Origin of the sequence: Microbacterium sp. Beta (genome assembly GCF_005502545.1) — a bacterium.
Taxonomy (GTDB): Bacteria; Actinomycetota; Actinomycetes; order Actinomycetales; family Microbacteriaceae; genus Microbacterium; species Microbacterium oxydans.
Genome location: NZ_SCOG01000014.1, coordinates 1 through 18064, shown reverse-complemented (window position 1 = coordinate 18064; position 18064 = coordinate 1). Strand labels below are relative to the sequence as shown.

Sequence of the window (18064 nt, the reverse complement as noted above, 5' to 3'; positions counted from 1 at the left end):
TCGCGACCGGAAGTCGTCTGCGTCTGGGTAGCATCGAGGTATGGACCCCCTGCTGCTCGTCGCCGAGTGGTGGTGGATCGCGCCGACGGCAGTCGCCGCGGGAACGGTGGGTGTGATGGGAATGCGACGTCGCAACAGCACGGTGAGCGGACGCAGGCTCGCGGTCGATGCCGCCCGCCACGATCTGAGAGAGGCGCAGCTGGTCGCCGCGGAGCGGCGCACCGCGTGGAAGATCGCGCGCGCCGACCTGGCTCGCGTCACGGCGGAGCGGGCGGCCCAGCGAGCGACGCCCGAACAGGTGGCAGGGGCTCGGCGGATGCTGAAGGAGCGGGAGCGCGATGCGAAGGCCGCGTCGGCCGATGTGCGCGCGCGCCAGGTGCGGCTGAACGCGGCTCGCGCCGCCGTGCCCTCCGCGGCGGAGCCGCGCCCGATCGAGCGACTCAACGCCGCGCATGACGCGGTGACGGCACGCTGGATGCGTTACGAGACCGACCCCGCTCTGCAGATCTCCTATCCGGCGATGACCGACGTGAAGTCCGCGGAGACGGCCGCATACTTCCGTGCCGCCGGACACGCGACGGAGATGCGCCGCGCGGCCTCCGGACGCATCACCCCGGCTGAGTTCGCCGCCTATCGTGACGCTGTCGCCGAGCTCGAGCGGGCGTTCGAAGCCGCCGAACACGCCGCGAAGGTGCACGCGGGGGAGGCGCCGGCGACGCCGGCGTGGCAGGACGCCGCTCAAGACATGCTGAACCGTTCCGCCGAGGCCATCGATCGCGCTGCCGGAGCGGCCGCGGCCGCTCTCTCATCGTGGACGAGCCGGCGGAAACCCGGGGGCACCCCCGACGACCGTTCCTGAGAACCCGCCAGGGCTGTGAGAGCGCTCCCCCGAAGGGGGTGAAGGGCGACGAGGTCTCGATGGGGGAGGGGATTCGAGACCCCGCCGCCCGGTCTAGGACGTGACCCGGATCTCGGCGATGACCTCGCCGTAGGCCGTCTCCCCGACGGGGGTGAAGCCGACGCGACGGAAGAAGGCCTCTGGGCCGTCCTCGCCGGCTTCGTAGATCACGTTGACGTGGTCGACTCCGCGTTCACGCGCCTCGTCGATGAGCGCCTCGACGGCGAAGCGGCCGACGCCGCGCCCCTGGTCGTCCGCGTCGACGTTGATGCGCCACAGCACGGAGCGGAAGTGCTCCTCCGGGGCCTCGTCGTCGAAGTTGGCGCTGACGAAGCCGACGACCTCGTTGCGGTCCAGGATCACCCGCTGCCAGGAGGTCTGCGGGTTGATGACGGTCGCGGCGATCCCGTACGAGACCGGAGCGAGGAACTGCTCCTGTCCGGGCTTGAGCGACAGGTTGTTCACGGCGACGATCGTCGCAGCGGAGAGTTCGACCATGCGCAGTTCGGACATGGACCCAGGCTAACCCCTCCGGAGAGGCGGGACACGTTTCCGACGAAGATTTCGCCCCTCTGTGGCCGTTCGTCGACATGGGGTGGTCGGCGGTCGCAGGCGCGGACCACAGGGCCAGACCGGCTCAGGTATCTTGGTATCGAGACAAATTTCCCCGCGAACGGAGTACCTCCCGGTGACCGACGACGCCATCATCTACACGTACACAGACGAGGCACCGGCGCTCGCCACCGCCTCGTTCCTCCCGATCATCCAGGCATATACCGGCCAGGCCGGCATCGAGGTCGAGACGCGCGACATCTCGCTGGCCGGACGCATCCTCGCCGCCTTCCCGCAGAAGCTCACTCCCGAGCAGCAGGTGGGTGACGCTCTCGCCGAGCTCGGTGGCCTCGCCACCCTCCCCGAGGCCAACATCATCAAGCTGCCGAACATCTCGGCGTCCATCCCGCAGCTGAAGGGTGCGATCGCCGAGCTGCAGAAGCAGGGCTTCGACATCCCCGACTTCCCGGACGAGCCGACCTCCCTGGAGGAGAAGGACGTCCGCGCCCGCTACGACCGCATCAAGGGCTCCGCAGTGAACCCCGTGCTGCGCGAGGGCAACAGCGACCGTCGCGCACCGCTCGCGGTGAAGAACTACGCCAAGAAGCACCCGCACCGCAACAAGCCTTTCGCGGACGGCTCGAAAACCCGCGTCGCGACCTTGGGCCACGACGACTTCAAGCACAACGAGCGCTCGTGGGTCGCGGCCCACGACGACGTCCTCTCGTTCCGTCACACGGCGCAGGACGGCACCGTCACGATCCTCAAGGAGGGCCTCAAGGTCCTCCCGCGTGAGATCATCGACGCCACGTTCCTCTCCGCGAAGGAGCTGGACGCGTTCCTCGCGGAGACGCTCGAGGCGGCCACGGCCGACGACGTGCTCTACTCCGTGCACCTCAAGGCCACGATGATGAAGGTCAGCGACCCGATCATCTTCGGTCACGTCGTGAAGGCGTTCTTCAAGGACGTCTTCGACCAGTACGGCACGCAGCTCGCCGAAGCCGGACTCAGCGCGAACGACGGCCTCGGCTCGATCCTTGCAGGCCTGTCGAATGTCGCCGGTGGCGAGGAGATCGCTGCGGCGTTCGACAAGGCCATCGCCGAGGGGCCGCGCCTGTCGTACGTGAACTCCGACAAGGGGATCACCAACCTCCACGTGCCCAGCGATGTCATCGTCGACGCGTCGATGCCCGCCCTCGTCCGCAACGGTGGGAAGCTCTGGGGCAAGGACGGCGAGGAGGCCGACACGATCGCGGTCATCCCGGACTCGTCCTACGCGAGCGTCTACCAGGCCGTCATCGACGATGTGATCGCGAACGGCCCGCTCGACCCCGCCACGATCGGTACCGTCCCGAACGTGGGTCTCATGGCGCAGGCGGCCGAGGAATACGGCAGCCACGACAAGACCTTCGAGATCGCGGCGGACGGTATCGTCCAGGTGCTCGACAGCGAGGGCACCGTGCTCATCGAGCACGAGGTCGGCAAGGGCGACATCTGGCGCGCGACGCAGACCAAGCACATCCCCGTCATGGACTGGGTCAAGCTCGCCGTGACGCGTGCACGCGCGACCGGCGACCCCGCCGTGTTCTGGCTGGACGCGAACCGCTCGCACGACGCCCAGATCATCGCGAAGGTGCACCAGGGCCTCGCCACGCTCGACACCAAGGGCCTGACGATCACGATCCTCGCGCCGGAAGAGGCCACGCGGTACACGCTCGCCCGCATGCGTCACGGGCTCGACACCATCTCGGTGACCGGCAACGTGCTGCGTGACTACCTGACCGACCTGTTCCCGATCCTCGAGGTCGGCACGAGCGCCAAGATGCTCTCGATCGTGCCGCTGCTCGCCGGTGGTGGGCTGTTCGAGACGGGTGCCGGTGGTTCCGCTCCCAAGCACGTGCAGCAGCTGGTCGAGCAGAACTACCTGCGCTGGGACTCGCTGGGTGAGTTCTTCGCGCTGGCGGCTTCGCTCGAGCACTTCGCCGACCGCACGGGCAACGACAAGGCCCGCGTGCTTGCGGAGACGCTGGACGCCGCGACCGGAACCTTCCTCGAGGAGGACCGCTCGCCCGGCCGTGCGCTCGGCACGATCGACAACCGCGGCAGCCACTTCTACCTCGGCCTGTACTGGGCGAAGGAGCTGGCAGCGCAGACGAAGGATCCCGAGCTCGCCGCGGCCTTCGGGCCGATCGCCGAGAAGCTCGCCGCGAACGAGGAGGCCATCGTCTCCGAGCTCAACGCCGTGCAGGGACAGCCCGCGGAGATCGGCGGGTACTACCGTCCGGACGAGAAGCTGGTCGAGGCCGTCATGCGTCCGTCCACGACGCTGAACACGATCGTCGACGCCCTGCGCTGAGACGAGCGAAGGGGGCGGATGCTTCGGCATCCGCCCCCTTCTTCGTGTTCGGCCCGTCTGCCCGAGCGAGCGCGGAGCGCTTCGTCAGTAGTGGACGGAGACCTCGAGCCCCTTGGGGGACCAGTCGTAGACGTACTTGGCGAGGTCGATCGGCAGGTTGACGCAACCGTGGCTCATGCGCTGGCCGAAGTTGTTGTGCCAGTACGTGCCGTGGAAGCCGATGTTCGGAGCGAACCAGGTGATCCAGGGCACGTCCTTCGTGCAGTACGGCGCGCCTTCGTAGCAGCCCATGTCCTGGATACGCGTGTGCGCGAACACCTTGAAGTTGCCGGTGGGCGTCAGAGTCCCTGGCAGCCCGGTGGACACGGCCCACGAGTTCACGACAGCGCCGTTCTCGTAGAGCACGGCCCGCTGCGAACTGAGGTTGATGTCGATGCGCCGGAACAGGTTCACCGTCTCGAAGGGCGTCTCGGTGACCGAGAGCGCGAAGGCTCCGTTTCCGGCTGCCAGCTGCTCGGCGAACTGGTCCGCGATGCCTGACGTGTCTCCCAGTGCTCGGCCGGTCGCACCCTCCTGCTCCGCACGGAGCACGGTACCGGCGGAGTCGACGATGTTGGTCGCGTTGACCGGAGCGCGGTCGACGGCGGAGGGGAGACCGTCCACGGTGGCCTGGATCGCCTGAGGGTCGGCCTTGATGCTCAGCTGTCCGTCGTCATCGACGACCGTGAGCCAGGAGGCGGCGACGGCGGGATCGACCGGGACGGTGCGCTCCTCGCTGACGTAGAAGCCGACGGTGGGAAGCATCGTGTTGAGAGCGCTGGCGGTGGCGCTGGCGTCGTCATCGGAGACGGCCGGTGCGGCTTCCGCGGCGTCTCCCGAGTACTCGAGCGCGCTGCGACCCTCTCCGACCGCTGCCGTGAAGGCGGCGTTGAGGTCGGCGAGGTCGATCCCTGTTCCGGCCTCTGCCGGTGTGATCACGAACGTGCCGCTGGCGGCATCGAAGACGACACCGGCATCCACCGGGTCGTCGAAGCTGGTCGGCACGGCGCCACGCAGCGCGGCGTCCGCCTTCGCGGTGTCGAAGGCGATCTCCGCGGGGACGGGGTCGCCCATCCAGGCGCCGAGGTTCCACAGCGGGTGCTCCGCGAAAGCCTTGTCGGCGAGCGCGGTGGCGTCGACATCCGCACCGAGGTCGGCGCCGGTGAGGACGGTGCCGTCTCCCGCGCCGGTGAGCGTGATCTCGGTCTGAGCGAGGCGGGCGTCGATGGCGTCGGCGGCGGCGCCAGGAGTCATCCAGCCGACCGGGATCCCGGCGACCGTGGTTCCCGGTGCGATCAGGATCATCGACGCGGCTCCGGCGCCGAGGGCGACGACTCCCAGCCCGAGGCCGATCCAGAGGCCGAGGCGACGTTTCTTGGGAGACGGTTCGATCGGAGCCCAGGCGAGCGGCTGGTCACCGGTGGTCGGCGGGACGGTCTCCGTGGGAGCATCCGTCGGCGCGAGCACTGCAGTGGGCGCGGAGTCGTCTCCACGCGCCTCGGCTGCTGCGCCCGGCGCAGAAATCAGATCGGTCACGAACTTCACCCCCCGGCTCTCAAACGTGTCCTGACGTCCAATGGTACGGGATGGGAGGTAACGGGGAGGCAACGGTCCGTGATAACGTGCCTCCCCGCAACGCAGACGTCAGTCGATGATGGCGATGCCGTCGATCTCGACGAGCATCTCCTCGCGCGGAAGGCCGGTGAAGACCGTGGTGCGCGACGGCAGGACGCCATTGGTCGTGTGAGCGGTCACGAAGGCGCCGTACGCGTCGTTCATGATGGGGAAGTCCTCGCGCTTGGTCAGGTAGACGCGCAGCATGACGACGTCGTCGAACGTCGCGCCGGACGCCTCGACGATCGCCTTCACGTTCTCGAGCGTGCGGGTGGTCTGGGCAGCGACGTCCCCGGGGTGCAGGTACTCGTTGGTCTTCGGGTCGACGGGTCCCTGGCCGGAGACCTGCACGAACGGGCCCTTGCGGATACCCTGCGAGAAGGTGTGGGCGGGGGCGGGGGCTGCGTCGGTGGAAACTCGGATCTTCGCGGTCATGCCGCCAGCCTAGTAGCATTGTTAGATGCCTCTACAAATTCCGGATCCCGCTCTCGGCACCTGGACGAAGGGCTTTCCTGCGCACGCAGCGGGACTCCGCCTCTCGCAGGTGGGGGATGCGGATCTGCATCTCTCCGACCTGGTGACGCCGGTGCTGACGGTGCACGAGGGCGCCCTCGCGCACAACGAGGAGACCGTCTTCGCATGGGCGAGAGAGCGCCGGGTGCTCCTCGCACCACACGGCAAGACCACGATGGCTCCGGCCCTCTGGCAGCGACTGCTCGACGCGGGAGCATGGGGGATCTCCGTGGCGACGCCCTGGCAGGCCGAAGTCGCCGTCGACGCGGGCGTCTCGACCGTGCTGATCGCGAACGCGGTCACCGATCTCACTGCGGTGCGTCGCCTGGGGGCACTGCTCGCAGCCGACCCGGACCTGCGCGTGCTGTGCTGGGCGGACTCTCTCGAGGGAGTGGCCATCCTCGCGCGGGGGATGCGCGATGCCGCGCGTCCGCTCGATGTCTTGGTCGAACTCGGCGGCGCGCACGGCCGCACGGGCGCACGGAGCGTGGAGGAGGGCGAGCGGATCGGGGAGGCCGTCTCGGACGCATCCGGGCTGCGCCTCGCCGGCGTCGCGGGATACGAGGGGCCCTTCGGTCCCGATCGCTCCGATGCCTCGGTCGCCGCCGTCGACGCGTACCTGCAGACGCTCGTGGATCTGCACGCCCGACTGGAGTACCCGCACGGTCTCCGTCCGATTCTCAGCGCGGGAGGCAGCGCCTTCCCTGATCGGGCGGCCGCCGTCCTCGCAGCCGTCGGGGACGAGGTGGACGTCGTCCTGCGTTCGGGGGCGTTCCAGATCCACGACGACGGCTTCTACTCGCGCATGTCTCCGTTCGGACCGCTCGTCGGCACCGCGCCTCTGCGCTCGGGGATGCACGCCTGGTCGCGGGTGGTGTCGCAGCCCGAGGACGGCCTTGCGCTCCTCGACGCCGGACGGCGCGATGTGCCCTTCGACCTGGATCTGCCGATCCCGCAGGGGCTGCGGGGGGAGATCACGGCGCTGAACGATCAGCATGCGTTCCTGAGCCTCACGGGCGATGACACGGTCGCGGTGGGCGATGTCGTCCGTCTCGGGCTCTCCCACCCGTGCACCGCCTTCGACAAGTGGAGGGTCGTCGCCGTGATCGACGACCCCGATGCCGCCGATCCGCGCGTGATCGGGGCGGTGGCGACGTGCTTCTGAGTGCCGAGAAGGCGGCCGCCGGACAGGTGCGGGTGTACCGCGGAGCCACCGTCATCGACGGGACGGGGGCGCCCCGGTACGTGGCCGACGTCGCGGTGGAGGGCGCGAGGGTCGTCGCCATCCTCCCGGCCGATGCGGTGAATCCTGAACTCGAGCTCCCCGAACTCGAACTTCCCGAGGGCGCCGTGGAGGTCACGGCAGAGGGACTCGTCCTCGCGCCCGGATTCATCGACATGCACGCGCACAGCGAGCTCGCAGTGCTGAGCGGCGCGGCGCACGACGCCAAGATCCGCCAGGGCGTGACGACCGAGGTGCTCGGTCAGGACGGCCTGGGCTATGCGCCCCTCGACGATGCGGCGGCGGCGATCATCCCCGCGCAGATCGCCGGGTGGAACGGAACTCCGGCCGACGTGCCGTGGCGGACGATGGACGACCTGCTCGCGGCGATCGACGCCGCAGCGGTCGCGAACGCCGCCGTCCTCGTCCCCCAGGGGAATCTGCGGATGATGGTCGTCGGCCACGAGAACCGTCGGGCGACCGCTGCGGAGCTCACCGCGATGGGGGAGATCCTGGGTCGCGCGCTGGACGCGGGAGCCTTCGGGATGTCGAGCGGCCTCACCTACACGCCGGGGATGTACGCGGACACGGCGGAGCTCGAAGCGCTGTGCCGCATCGTCGCCGAGCGAGGAGGCTACTGGGCGCCGCACACCCGGAGCTACGGGGGAGCGGCGCTGGAGGCCTACCGGGAGGCGCTCGACATCGGTCGGCGCACCGGGTGCCCCGTGCATCTCACACACGCGACGATGAACTTCGCCCCGAACCGCGGCCGCGCCGATGAGCTCCTGGCCCTGATCGACGAGGCGATCGAGGACGGCGTCGACGTGACGCTCGACACGTACCCGTATCTGCCCGGCGCCACGACGCTCTCCGCTCTGCTGCCGAGCAGGCTGGCGGAATCCGGCGACCTGCTCGCTGCCGTCTCCGCGCTCGACGAAGCGGGCCGGGAGGCCGTCCGCGTGGAACTGGAAGACGTCGGCTGCGACGGATTCCACGGCGAGAGGGCCGATTGGACGCAGATCCAGGTCTCCGGCACCGTGAACCCCGCCCTCTCGGGTCTGATCGGCCGCACCATCGCCGAGATCGCGACCACGACCGGTCGCCGTGCCGTCGATGTGGTGCTCGACACGATCGTGGAGGACGCCGCCGCCACCGGAATCCTCATGCACATCGGAGACGAGGAGAACGTCCGGACGATCATGCGTCACTCGCAGCACACGGGAGGCAGTGATGGGATCCTGATCGGGGCGCGGCCTCATCCGCGTGGGCGGGGCACGTTCCCGCGGTACCTCGGACACTACGTGCGCGAGCTCGGCATACTCACCTGGGAGGAGGCCGTCCGACACCTGTCGGGGACGCCGGCGCATCGGCTGGGACTCGACCGGGGTGACGCACCTCGGGGCGTCGTCCGGCGGGGAGCGACCGCCGATCTCGTGCTCTTCGACCCGGAGACGGTCGAGGCGGGGGCCACGTTCGACTCCCCCTTCGCACCGCCGCGCGGGATCATCGAGGTACTTGTCGGGGGAGTGCCGGTGGTGTCGGAGGGCGAGGCGACGGGGCGGACCCCCGGACGCGCACTGCGGATGCCGCCCCCGCCGCATCGCGCCACCGTGCCGCACATCGGTGCCCGCATCGATCCGGTCGCCCCCGGATTCGCGTGGACGGAGCGTACGCCGATCCTCTCGGCCCCTGAGCTCGTCGCCGCTGCCGCCCGGCTGGGCGGTCTCGCCGGCGCGGGCGACGCCGAACTCCCGCCGATCCGACTGATGGTCGACGAGAACCTCGGCGCTGAGGCCGCGGCGCGAGGACGTGTCGGTGACGAGGCCTTCCGGGTGAGCGTGAGTGCAGCCGGAGTCGAGATCAGAGGAGGGAGCCCCGCCGGCGTGTTCCGCGGTGCCACCACTCTGCGGCAGCTGCGGGATCCGGACGCCGCATCGGCCCACATCCCCGCCGGGGTGTGGGAGGGAGCGCCCGCGTACAGCTGGCGAGGGACGATGCTCGACGTCGCCAGGCACTTCCGGACCGTCGACGAGGTCCGTCGTCTGGTCGATCTCCTCGCCGATCATCACCTGAACGTGCTGCACCTTCATCTCACAGACGATCAGGGGTGGCGCTTCGAGGTGCCCGGCTTCCCTCGGCTCACGGAAGTGGGCGCGCGACGGGAAGCCACCCAGCTCGGACACGGCCCCTTGTCCACCGTGGAGCCGGGAGTGCACGAGGGCTTCTACACGACAGCGGAGCTGCGAGAGCTCGTCGCCTATGCGCGAGAACGTTTCGTGACCCTCGTGCCGGAGGTCGAGCTGCCCGGACACATCCAAGCGGGTCTCGCCGCGTATCCGGAGCTCGGCAACGTCGACGTCGGAGAGCCTGTGCTGTCTGCATGGGAGCGCTTCGGGGTCAATCCGCGCACCCTCGCCCCGACGGACGAGGCCCTGGCCTTCGGGTTCGCCGCGATCGATGTTCTCTGCGATGCGTTCGACTCGGAGTGGATAGGCATCGGCGGTGACGAGGTGCCGGTGACCGAGTGGGAGCAGAGCGCCGCGGCGGCCGAGCGCATGCGACAACTCGGACTCGAGTCTGCACACGACGTGCAGCCGTGGTTCACGGAGCAGTTCGTCGCGCATGTCCGCGGACGAGGCCGCACGGCACTGGCCTGGGACGAGGTCCTCGAAGGCGACGTGCCCGAGGGCGTGCGCATCCTCGCGTGGCGGGGTCCCGCCGCGATGCGTGAGGCGCTGCGGCTCGGCATCGAGGTCGTCGCGTGCCCCGACCTCGAGGTCTACCTCGACTACCCGCAGTCGGAGTCGGAGGAGGAGCCGATCAGAGTGGGCCCGCCTCTCACGATCGAGCGCGCGTACTCCCTGCGTGTCGAAGACGGCGCTGTGGGCGGGCAGGCGAACGTGTGGAGCGAGCACCTGCCCACCAGGGACCGCGTCGACTTCGCGATGTTCCCTCGACTCGCCGCGATCGCGGAGCGTCTGTGGGACGGCGGGGAGCCGGGACCCTACGCCGACTTCGAGCGGCGTCTGCCGATGCACCTGCGCCGGCTCGCCGCAGCGGGGGTGCGGTATCGTCCCCTTGACGGGCCGGAGCCCGAGCAGCGCCGTCCCGGCGTGCCGGGCAAGCCGCTCACGATCGAGGCGCGGGAGCAGATCGTCGCCGGCCTGGTCGAGCGCCTCATCGGGCGCTCACGCACGGTCGTCGTCGACGATCGAAAGTAATGTAACGTTTCGGTAACCCTGCCAGCGCGTCCGAGGGCAGAGGTTGCGCAAATTTTGTTCGTAAGGTCTACTAACAAACATGTCCGTTTCGGATGAACAGCGTTCCGCATCGCCGTCAGAGTACGCCGGTGCGAATGCGCACGCCTTCGGCCCGGGGCGCCACCTGCGCTCGCGATCAAAGGTGCTGCCAGAGCATGCGCGCGGTCACAACCGCGCACTGGTGCTGCAGACGCTGTACCACGCGGGGGCGATGAGTCGCGCCGACCTCTCCCGGGAGACGGGCCTCACCCGTGTCACCATCTCCGACCTGGTCGCCGAGTTCATCGCCGACGGGATCGTCATCGAGATGGGCGTCCGTGAAGCGGTGGGGCCGGGCAAGCCGCCCATCCTCATCGACATCGATCGCTTCGGCCATCAGATCGTCGGCCTCGATCTCTCCGGCCCCGACGCCTTCACCGGGGCGGTGCTGAGCCTCGACGGAGACGTGCTGGAGCGGCGCGAGGTGCCGCGTCCGAAATCCCCCGACGGGGAGGCGGCATACGCGGCGCTGCGGGAACTCGCACAGACGCTGGTCGAGGCCTCGACTCAGCCGCTGCTTGGCGTCGGCATCGGCACCCCGGGTGTCGTGCGTCCCGACGGGCTCGTCCTGAGCTCTCCCAACCTCGGCTGGACGAACTTCCCGCTGGAGGCGAAGCTCGGCGTCGATCTCGACCTTCCGGTCCTCGCCCGCAACGACGCCAACGCGGCGGTGCTCGCCGAGTACACGTTCGGCGAGGCGAAGGCCGACTTCATGCTGATCAAGATCGGCAAGGGTGTCGGCGCCGGCCTCATCACCGGCAGCCAGCCTCTGCTGGGCAGCCGCTTCGCCGCGGGAGAGATCGGTCACGTCGTCGTCGGTACCGACGGGGGCCCTCGCTGCGCGTGCGGGAAGGACGGCTGTCTCGAGGCGTGGCTCAGCGTGAGTCGGCTCGAGGCGGCGATCGCCGCTGATCCGGAGGCACGCGATGAGATCCTCCGCGATGCCGGGACGCGGATGGCGATCGCGACCGCTCCGATCGTCGCTGCCCTCGACCTCTCCGAGGTGGTGATCTCCGGTCCGGCGGAGCTGCTCGACGGCATCTTGATCGAGGCCGCCATCGCGACGTTGCGCGCGCGCACCCTCGAGGGCGTGTTCGAAGACGTCGTCGTGCGGTTGACGCACCAGGAGGACATCGTCCTGCGCGGAGCTGCGGTCATGGTGCTCTCGGGACAGCTGGGAGTGTCGTGAACGTCATCCGCACCGTGGACGGCACGGCCGGGAGCAGCATCCGATGACGGGTGCGAGCACTGCCGACCGCGCCGGTCGGCCGATTCGAGTGGGCCTGGACGTCGGCGGCACGAAGATCGACGCGGTGGCCGTGGACCCCTCCGGGGCCATCCGCGGACGCCTGCGCCGACCGACGGGTTGGGGCGATGACGCGGTCGTCGAGAGCATCGTTACGGCCGTGAAGGCACTCGCGGAGGAGAACGGGTTCCCCCTTGCCGACGTCGGCTCCGTCGGGATCGGCATCCCCGGCCTCGTCGACGCCGAGACCGGCCGTGTCGACCACGCGGTCAACCTCGGCGTGGAGTCCCTGGACCTCGCCGTCAGGGCCGAACTCGCTCTCGGAGTCCCGTTCCGTGTGGAGAACGACGTGAAGGCCGCGGCCCTCGGCGCTGCGGTGCTGAGCGGAGTCGCCGGTTCCATGGCCTACCTGAATCTCGGGACCGGCGTCGCTGCCGGGATCGTGATCGACGGACGGATCTGGCGCGGCGCACGCGGAACCGCGGGGGAGGTCGGTCATCTCTCCGTCGATCCGCGAGGGCGCCTGTGCGGCTGCGGGCAGTACGGGTGCGTCGAGACGTTCTGCGGCGGAGGGGCGTTGGCCAAGGCCTGGGGGCGACCCGGCACTCTGCCCATCAGGGACATCTTCGATGCGGCGGACGCCGGGGATCCGCATGCTGTCTCCCTCCGTGACGACCTCTATCACGGGGCCGCCGCCGCAGTGCGTGTTCTCGTGCTCTCCGCCGACGTGGAGAGGGTGGTCATCGGGGGAGGGCTCACCGCTCTCGGCGACCGACTCGAGAACGGACTCCGCGCGGCCCTGCATGCCGGCGCGGAGGCCTCGCCGTTCATGCGGTCGCTCCGCCTGGATGAGAGAATCGAACTGCTTCCCGCGGGTTCCCCCGCTGCCGCATTCGGCGCCGCACTCGTCGGCGCCTCCACCACCGAGAAGGAGATCGTCCCGCATGGCTGAGGTCGTCATCGTCGAGAATGCCGAGGCCGCAGGCGCTTTGGTCGCCACCGAGATCGTGGAGCTGATCGCGCGTCGTCCCGACGCGGTCCTCGGCCTCGCAACGGGGTCGACCCCGTTGCCGGTCTACCAGGCGCTGCGCACGCAGCTCGCAGGCCGCGACGTCTCACAGGTGCGTGGTTTCGCCCTCGACGAGTACGTCGGCATCGACCCGGCGCATCCGGAGAGCTACCGCTCGGTCATCACCCGCGAGGTCGTCGAGCCGCTCGGTCTCGACCCCGCGCGCATCCACGTGCCGAACGGCGCGGAGGCCACCATCCAGCATGCGGGTGAGGACTACGACGCGGCCATCGCGGCTGCCGGTGGAGTCGACCTGCAGATCCTCGGGATCGGCACCGACGGGCACATCGGGTTCAACGAGCCCGGCTCCTCCTTCGCATCGCGTACGCGTGTGAAGACCCTCACGGAGCAGACGCGCGAGGACAACGCCCGCTTCTTCGAGTCGATCGACGACGTCCCGATGCACTGCATCACGCAGGGGCTCGGCACCATCCTGGAGGCGCGCCACCTCGTGCTGCTCGCCTTCGGCGAGGGCAAGGCAGAGGCTGTGGCCGGTGCGGTCGAGGGCCCGCTGTCGGCGATCCTGCCCGGATCGGCGATCCAACTGCACCCGCACGCGACGATCGTCGTCGACGAAGCGGCTGCGTCGCGTCTCGCGCTCGCCGACTACTACCGGTACACGTTCGCCAACAAGCCGGCCTGGCAGGGCATCTGAGACGTGCCTGATGCCTGCCCTGGTGAACTCAGTTCGCCGGGGCGGGCCAGGCGATCGGGAGCAGGTGCTCCAGGCTCAGCGGCGCCAGCGGCAGCGTTCCGACGTCTGCGGGCGTGATCCAGCGCAGCTCGGCGAGCTCGGCCTGGACGGCGACGGTCGCGGGATCGATTGAGGTCGCGAAGGCCTCGGCGACGACACGGTGACCCGGTTCGTTCGCTGCGGCGGAGACGAACGTGCCGAGAGGGCGGAGCGCCGCTTCATCGAGCACCACCCCGAGCTCCTCCTCGATCTCGCGGATCAACGTCTGCGCCGGGGACTCGCCGGATTCCGGCTTGCCGCCGGGCTGCATGAACATGGTCGTTCCCTGCTTGCGGACGACGAGCACCCTCCCCGCTTCATCGACGATCACGGCCGCGCTCACGTGGATGTCAGGCATCGGGGCTGAAGACCTTCCCTGGGTTGAGGATGCCGAGAGGATCGAAGACCGCGGCGATCTGGCGCTGGAGTCGCCACTGGTCGTCGCCCAGTTCGTCGGCGAGCCAGCGGCGCTTGAGCACCCCGATGCCGTGCTCCCCGGTGAGGGTTCCTCCGAGGCGGATGGCGGCGCGGAACAGTTCGTCGGCGGCCGCCCACACATGCGGAGGCGTCTGCGTCCCTTCGAAGATGAAGTTCGGGTGCAGGTTGCCGTCGCCTGCGTGTGCCACCGTCGGGATGACGATGTCGTACTCGCGTTCGATGCGGGCGATCTCGTCGAACATCGCCGGCATGGCGCTCCGTGGTACCGAGACGTCTTCGATCAGCGTCGTCCCCAGCGAGGCCATCGCTGCATGCATCGAACGGCGCACCGCCAGGAGGCGCTCGCCCTCGTCGCGGTCGTGCGAGACGACAGTGAGGCCGTCATGGGCGCGCAGGATCGCGGCGATCGCATCCGCTTCGGCCGCGGCGGCCGGACCATCGGTCTGGATGGTCAGCTGAGCTGTTCCCTGATGCGGGATGGGAAGAGCGAGGAGCGCGTGCACGGCGGTGAGGCTCGCGGCGTCCATCAGCTCCATGATGGCTGGCTGCACGCCGGCGGCTGTCACAGCGGCCGAGGCGGCGGCAGCGTGACGCACCCCCGAGAAGGTCGCGGCGATCGTGCAGGTCTCCCCGGGGACGAGCCTGCGGAGCTTGAGGGTCGCGCCCACGACGACGCCCAACGTGCCTTCCGAGCCGACCACCAACGCGGTGAGATCGAGCCCGGTCACTCCCTTGACGCTGCGGTGTCCGAGGTGCAGCAGGCGCCCGTCGGCGAGCACCAGGTCCACCCCCAGCACGGCGTCGCGAACCACCCCGTACTTGGCGCAGAGCAGCCCTCCGGCGCCTGTCGCGATGTTCCCACCCACCGTGGAGATGTCGCGGCTGGCGGGGTCAGGTGGCCACCACAGCCCGTGAGCCGCGAGCACGGCGTTGAGGTCGGCGTTGAGGATGCCGGGTTCGACGACCGCGAGCAGATCGTCGGCACGGATCTCGTTGATCGCGGTCATCCTGCGCAGGGAGAGGACGATCTCGCCCGTACCGGCGTTCGCGGCACCGGCGAGACCCGTGCCGGCACCACGCACCACGACCGGTGTGCGGGTGGCGGTCGCGATGCGCATGGTCTGCTGCACGTGCTCGACCCGCTCCGCATGGATCACAGCGAGCGGTCTGCCGGCGGCAGCGTGCCCTGAGCGGTCGGCTCTGGCTTCCTCGAGCGTCGCCTCATCGGTGTCGACGAGCGCTCCGAGGGACTCCTCAAGGAGCGCGAGCACACTCATGAGGGAGATCTCACGACAATGCGCGCCGGCCGCTGAGCACACCGGCGACCACGGCGACGAGGGCGAAGGCGGTGCCGATGAGTGCCTGCCCCATCGACCACCAGGCGATCGTCACGCCGACGTAGATCAGCAGCTCGACCGCGGCGCGGAGGAACGGGTGCACGCGCAGCACAGGTCGCGGCGAGAGGAAGAGAGCCCACACCAGGATCACCAGTACCGGCGCGCCGATACCGATGACGATGTTCCACGGAAGATCCCAGCTCGCGAAGCCCCACAAGGCCAGAGAGGCGACGGCGACGATGAGGACGACAGCGCGCACGATGTCGAGTGCGGTGACCACCGGACGGTCGACGCCGGGAACGGGAGCGGGATCCGAGGACATGGATCCAGTCTATTCGCCGGTGGGGGCTTCCTCAGCCGGTGCAACGGGCGCCTCCGTGGGCGCTGCTGCGGGCGTGGTCTCGGCCGGCGGAGTCTGGACGGGGGCCGTCTCGACCGGAGCGGGTGCTGCTTCGACCGGTGCCGGTGCTGCTTCGACCGGTGCCGGTGCTGCTTCGACCGGTGTGGGTGTCGGGTCTGACGCGGGTGCCTCCGGCTCGGCAGCGACCGGAGCAGACTCGGACGGCACAGACGACGCGGAAACGTCGCTCGTCGTGGAGGGCTCCGCTGTGGCCGATTCGACCGGAACCACCTCACCCGGAGTCTCGGGGCGGTTGGGCTCGAGATCGAGGAGGGTGGTGACCGCGGAAGGGCCCGTGCCGGACGCGAGGACGTAGCGGAACGTGACGGTCGTGAGGTCGGCGTCGATGAACTGCCAGAAGGTGGGACGGAGATCGATGACGCCGAAGCCGGACTCGTCGAGCAGGATGCTGTCGCCTCCGCCGGTGCTGTCGTCCAGGAGCGCCTCGACCCTCTGGCCGGCCACACCCGAGACCGGAATGCTGTAGTGGACCTGGAGTCCGTTGAACCAGATGGTGGCGGTCTGCCACGTAGGTGCCTCCGTGGGGGCGACCGGACCCACGGGGTCGACGGGGTCCACCGGATCGACGGGGTCCACCGGGTCCACCGGGTCGACGGGATCTACGGGGTCCACAGGGTCGACCGGGTCCACGGGATCGACAGGCGGGACGACGACCGGCGGAACGATGACCGGCGGGGCCGTGACGGGCGGGACGGTGGCGGGCGGTACAGGAACGGGTGCGCCCGCCTGATCTGCGCCGGGCTGAGGTTCTGCGGCCGGCGGCGCTGGGGTCTCGTCGGGGACGGTGACCGGGGGTTCGATGACGACGGGCTCGTCGAGGTTCATCGTCTCGTCGGGTCCGACATCTGCAGAGATCGAGGACGGGTCCTCGTCGCCGGCGTTCGGAAGCGACGTCGCGGGATCGGCACCGGCGAGCCCGGGGACGATCGCGGCGGCGGCGACGACACCGGCCACGACCAGAGCGGCGGATCCCACTCCCACCAGTGCACCGATACCGGTGAACATGCCACCTGCGGATCCGGCTCCTGACGAAGCGCCGGCCGTTCCACCCGCTGAGCCGCCGGCACCGGAACCAGAACCGGAACCGCCGGCCGCGGCGAGACCGGTTGCGGCATGCGTGGCGCCGGGGTCGCCGGCGAAGACGGCGCCGGGAATGCTGGACGGCATCGCCGCCAGGGCGACGATCGGCGTGCCGGCGCCCTGGAGCGTGGCGAGGTACCCCGCGGCGCCCGTGACGCCGAGGACGAGTGGCAGCAGCACGAGGGCCAGACGCTTGGAGACGTCCTTCGCCTCGGCCGAGACGATCATGCACCGCGCGCACTCGTCCAGGTGCAGTTCGAGGCGCTTGTGATCGCGAGTGCTGAGGTTGCCGCGCGAGTACGCGCCCAGGTGCTCGATGGTCCACTGGCACTCTGAGCCGTCTTCGGCGCTGCGCAGATGGGCCTGGATCCACGCTTCACGCAGGCCTTCGCGGGCGCGGAAGGCCAACTGCGACACGGCGCCGGCCTTCATGCCGAGCAGGGGCCCGACTTCCTGCGGCTTCATCTGCTCGATCTCGGTGTACCAGAGCACCTCCTGCCAACGGGAGGGGAGGCTGCGGAACGCCTGAGCGGTGAGGCTGCGGTCGAGTGCCTCGCTCGCAGCCTGGTCGGTGCTGTCGGGGTCGGCGACGGTGTCGAGTTCGTCGATCGCCGTCTCGCGGCGCGCGCGCCCCCACCCTGCGGCCGTGTTGCGGATGCTCGTGAAGAGGTAGGCGCGGAACGAGCCGTTGGGGCCGCCGCCTTTGAGGATCGCCTGATAGATGCGCGTGTACGACTCCTGAACCAGATCGTCCGGGTCGATCGACGAGGTCACGGAGCGCGCGACGGAGAGTCCGGACGGATAGTGTCGGCGCCAGAGTTCACCGAACGCCCCCGTGTCTCCCGAGCGGGTGCGGAGGATCAGGTCGGCGTCGCCGATCGTTTCGTCGTGAGTCGTGTTCTCTTCGTGCACAATCATCCATCTGTCGCGGGGCGCAGCTGCGCCTCCACCGGAAGAGACGCAGGAGAGCGCCTCTCATCACGCGACTTCATCATTCTCTCGCGAATCTCCCAGGTAAGCCACCCTCCGTCGGAACTCCAAGCGGATGCCCGGCTTCGGGCACTGTCACCGCCCAGCGGGCGTGCGATGTGCGGGGCCGGAGATCGACGACGTCTTTTCGGGCTGTCGAAGTTTTTTCGGGAAGTCGCGTAATGAATCGGGATGTTCCACGTCTCATCCCATGTAGACAGCCGTAGCGATCCCACCGGGGGGCGGGATCCAGGCACTGGTGCGGGGGGTATTCGCGC

General features: G+C 69.5%; 14 protein-coding genes. 7 read left to right on the top strand and 7 right to left on the bottom strand.

Translation table 11 applies throughout. The features are described 5' to 3' along the window. Nucleotides 1-40 precede the first annotated feature (40 nt). Nucleotides 41-859, top strand: coding sequence for a hypothetical protein (locus FFS56_RS13580; protein ID WP_046748827.1), 819 nt, complete (start codon nucleotides 41-43; stop codon nucleotides 857-859). Between the two features lie 93 nt (nucleotides 860-952). Here the strand turns inward: FFS56_RS13580 and FFS56_RS13575 are convergent, their stop codons facing one another. After that, nucleotides 953-1411, bottom strand: coding sequence for a GNAT family N-acetyltransferase (locus FFS56_RS13575; RefSeq protein WP_046748828.1), 459 nt, complete (start codon nucleotides 1409-1411; stop codon nucleotides 953-955). A 175-nt stretch (nucleotides 1412-1586) separates the two neighbouring features. Here FFS56_RS13575 and FFS56_RS13570 point away from each other — a divergent pair, with 175 nt between their 5' ends. Continuing rightward, nucleotides 1587-3806 carry an NADP-dependent isocitrate dehydrogenase gene (locus FFS56_RS13570; protein WP_046748829.1) on the top strand — a complete coding sequence of 740 codons (2220 nt, stop codon included), beginning with the start codon at nucleotides 1587-1589 and terminating at the stop codon, nucleotides 3804-3806. 84 nt (nucleotides 3807-3890) lie between these two features. Here the strand turns inward: FFS56_RS13570 and FFS56_RS13565 are convergent, their stop codons facing one another. Then, nucleotides 3891-5381 (bottom strand): L,D-transpeptidase family protein, encoded by a 1491-nt coding sequence (locus FFS56_RS13565; protein ID WP_231589722.1) that lies wholly within the window; start codon nucleotides 5379-5381, stop codon nucleotides 3891-3893. Between the two features lie 108 nt (nucleotides 5382-5489). Next, complete coding sequence (locus FFS56_RS13560; protein ID WP_046748830.1) at nucleotides 5490-5894, bottom strand: RidA family protein; 405 nt, start codon at nucleotides 5892-5894, stop codon at nucleotides 5490-5492. Nucleotides 5895-5919: 25 nt separating this feature from the next. Between FFS56_RS13560 and FFS56_RS13555 the strand changes: the two genes are divergently transcribed. The 5 genes from FFS56_RS13555 to nagB all read left to right on the top strand — a co-directional run bounded on the left by FFS56_RS13555 (nucleotide 5920) and on the right by nagB (nucleotide 13463). After that, complete coding sequence (locus FFS56_RS13555; protein WP_231589723.1) at nucleotides 5920-7137, top strand: alanine racemase; 1218 nt, start codon at nucleotides 5920-5922, stop codon at nucleotides 7135-7137. After that, a complete protein-coding gene (locus FFS56_RS13550; protein ID WP_127011903.1) occupies nucleotides 7128-10415 on the top strand; it encodes a family 20 glycosylhydrolase in 3288 nt (1095 codons plus the stop codon). Before FFS56_RS13555 ends, FFS56_RS13550 begins: the two co-directional genes overlap by 10 nt. Nucleotides 10416-10494: 79 nt before the next feature. After that, complete coding sequence (locus FFS56_RS13545; RefSeq protein WP_046748833.1) at nucleotides 10495-11682, top strand: ROK family transcriptional regulator; 1188 nt, start codon at nucleotides 10495-10497, stop codon at nucleotides 11680-11682. A 43-nt stretch (nucleotides 11683-11725) separates the two neighbouring features. Further along, nucleotides 11726-12691: an ROK family protein gene (locus FFS56_RS13540; RefSeq protein WP_171010998.1), complete on the top strand. Its 966-nt coding sequence runs from the start codon at nucleotides 11726-11728 to the stop codon at nucleotides 12689-12691. Next, complete coding sequence (gene nagB, locus FFS56_RS13535) at nucleotides 12684-13463, top strand: glucosamine-6-phosphate deaminase (protein WP_046748834.1); 780 nt, start codon at nucleotides 12684-12686, stop codon at nucleotides 13461-13463. Before FFS56_RS13540 ends, nagB begins: the two co-directional genes overlap by 8 nt. A gap of 28 nt (nucleotides 13464-13491) precedes the next feature. Here the strand turns inward: nagB and FFS56_RS13530 are convergent, their stop codons facing one another. Genes FFS56_RS13530 through FFS56_RS20940 form a run of 4 tightly spaced genes read right to left on the bottom strand, consistent with a single transcriptional unit; the run spans nucleotide 13492 to nucleotide 17729 of the window. Next, a complete protein-coding gene (locus FFS56_RS13530; RefSeq protein WP_046748835.1) occupies nucleotides 13492-13899 on the bottom strand; it encodes an NUDIX domain-containing protein in 408 nt (135 codons plus the stop codon). After that, on the bottom strand, nucleotides 13892-15256 hold the full coding sequence (locus FFS56_RS13525) for an FAD-linked oxidase C-terminal domain-containing protein (protein WP_046748836.1): 1365 nt from the start codon (nucleotides 15254-15256) through the stop codon (nucleotides 13892-13894). Before FFS56_RS13525 ends, FFS56_RS13530 begins: the two co-directional genes overlap by 8 nt. 10 nt (nucleotides 15257-15266) lie before the next feature. Beyond that, nucleotides 15267-15638, bottom strand: a complete 372-nt coding sequence (locus tag FFS56_RS13520) for a YrdB family protein (RefSeq protein WP_046748837.1) — start codon at nucleotides 15636-15638, stop codon at nucleotides 15267-15269. Between the two features lie 9 nt (nucleotides 15639-15647). Continuing rightward, a complete protein-coding gene (locus FFS56_RS20940; protein WP_171010997.1) occupies nucleotides 15648-17729 on the bottom strand; it encodes a sigma-70 family RNA polymerase sigma factor in 2082 nt (693 codons plus the stop codon). Between the last annotated feature and the right edge of the window lie 335 nt (nucleotides 17730-18064).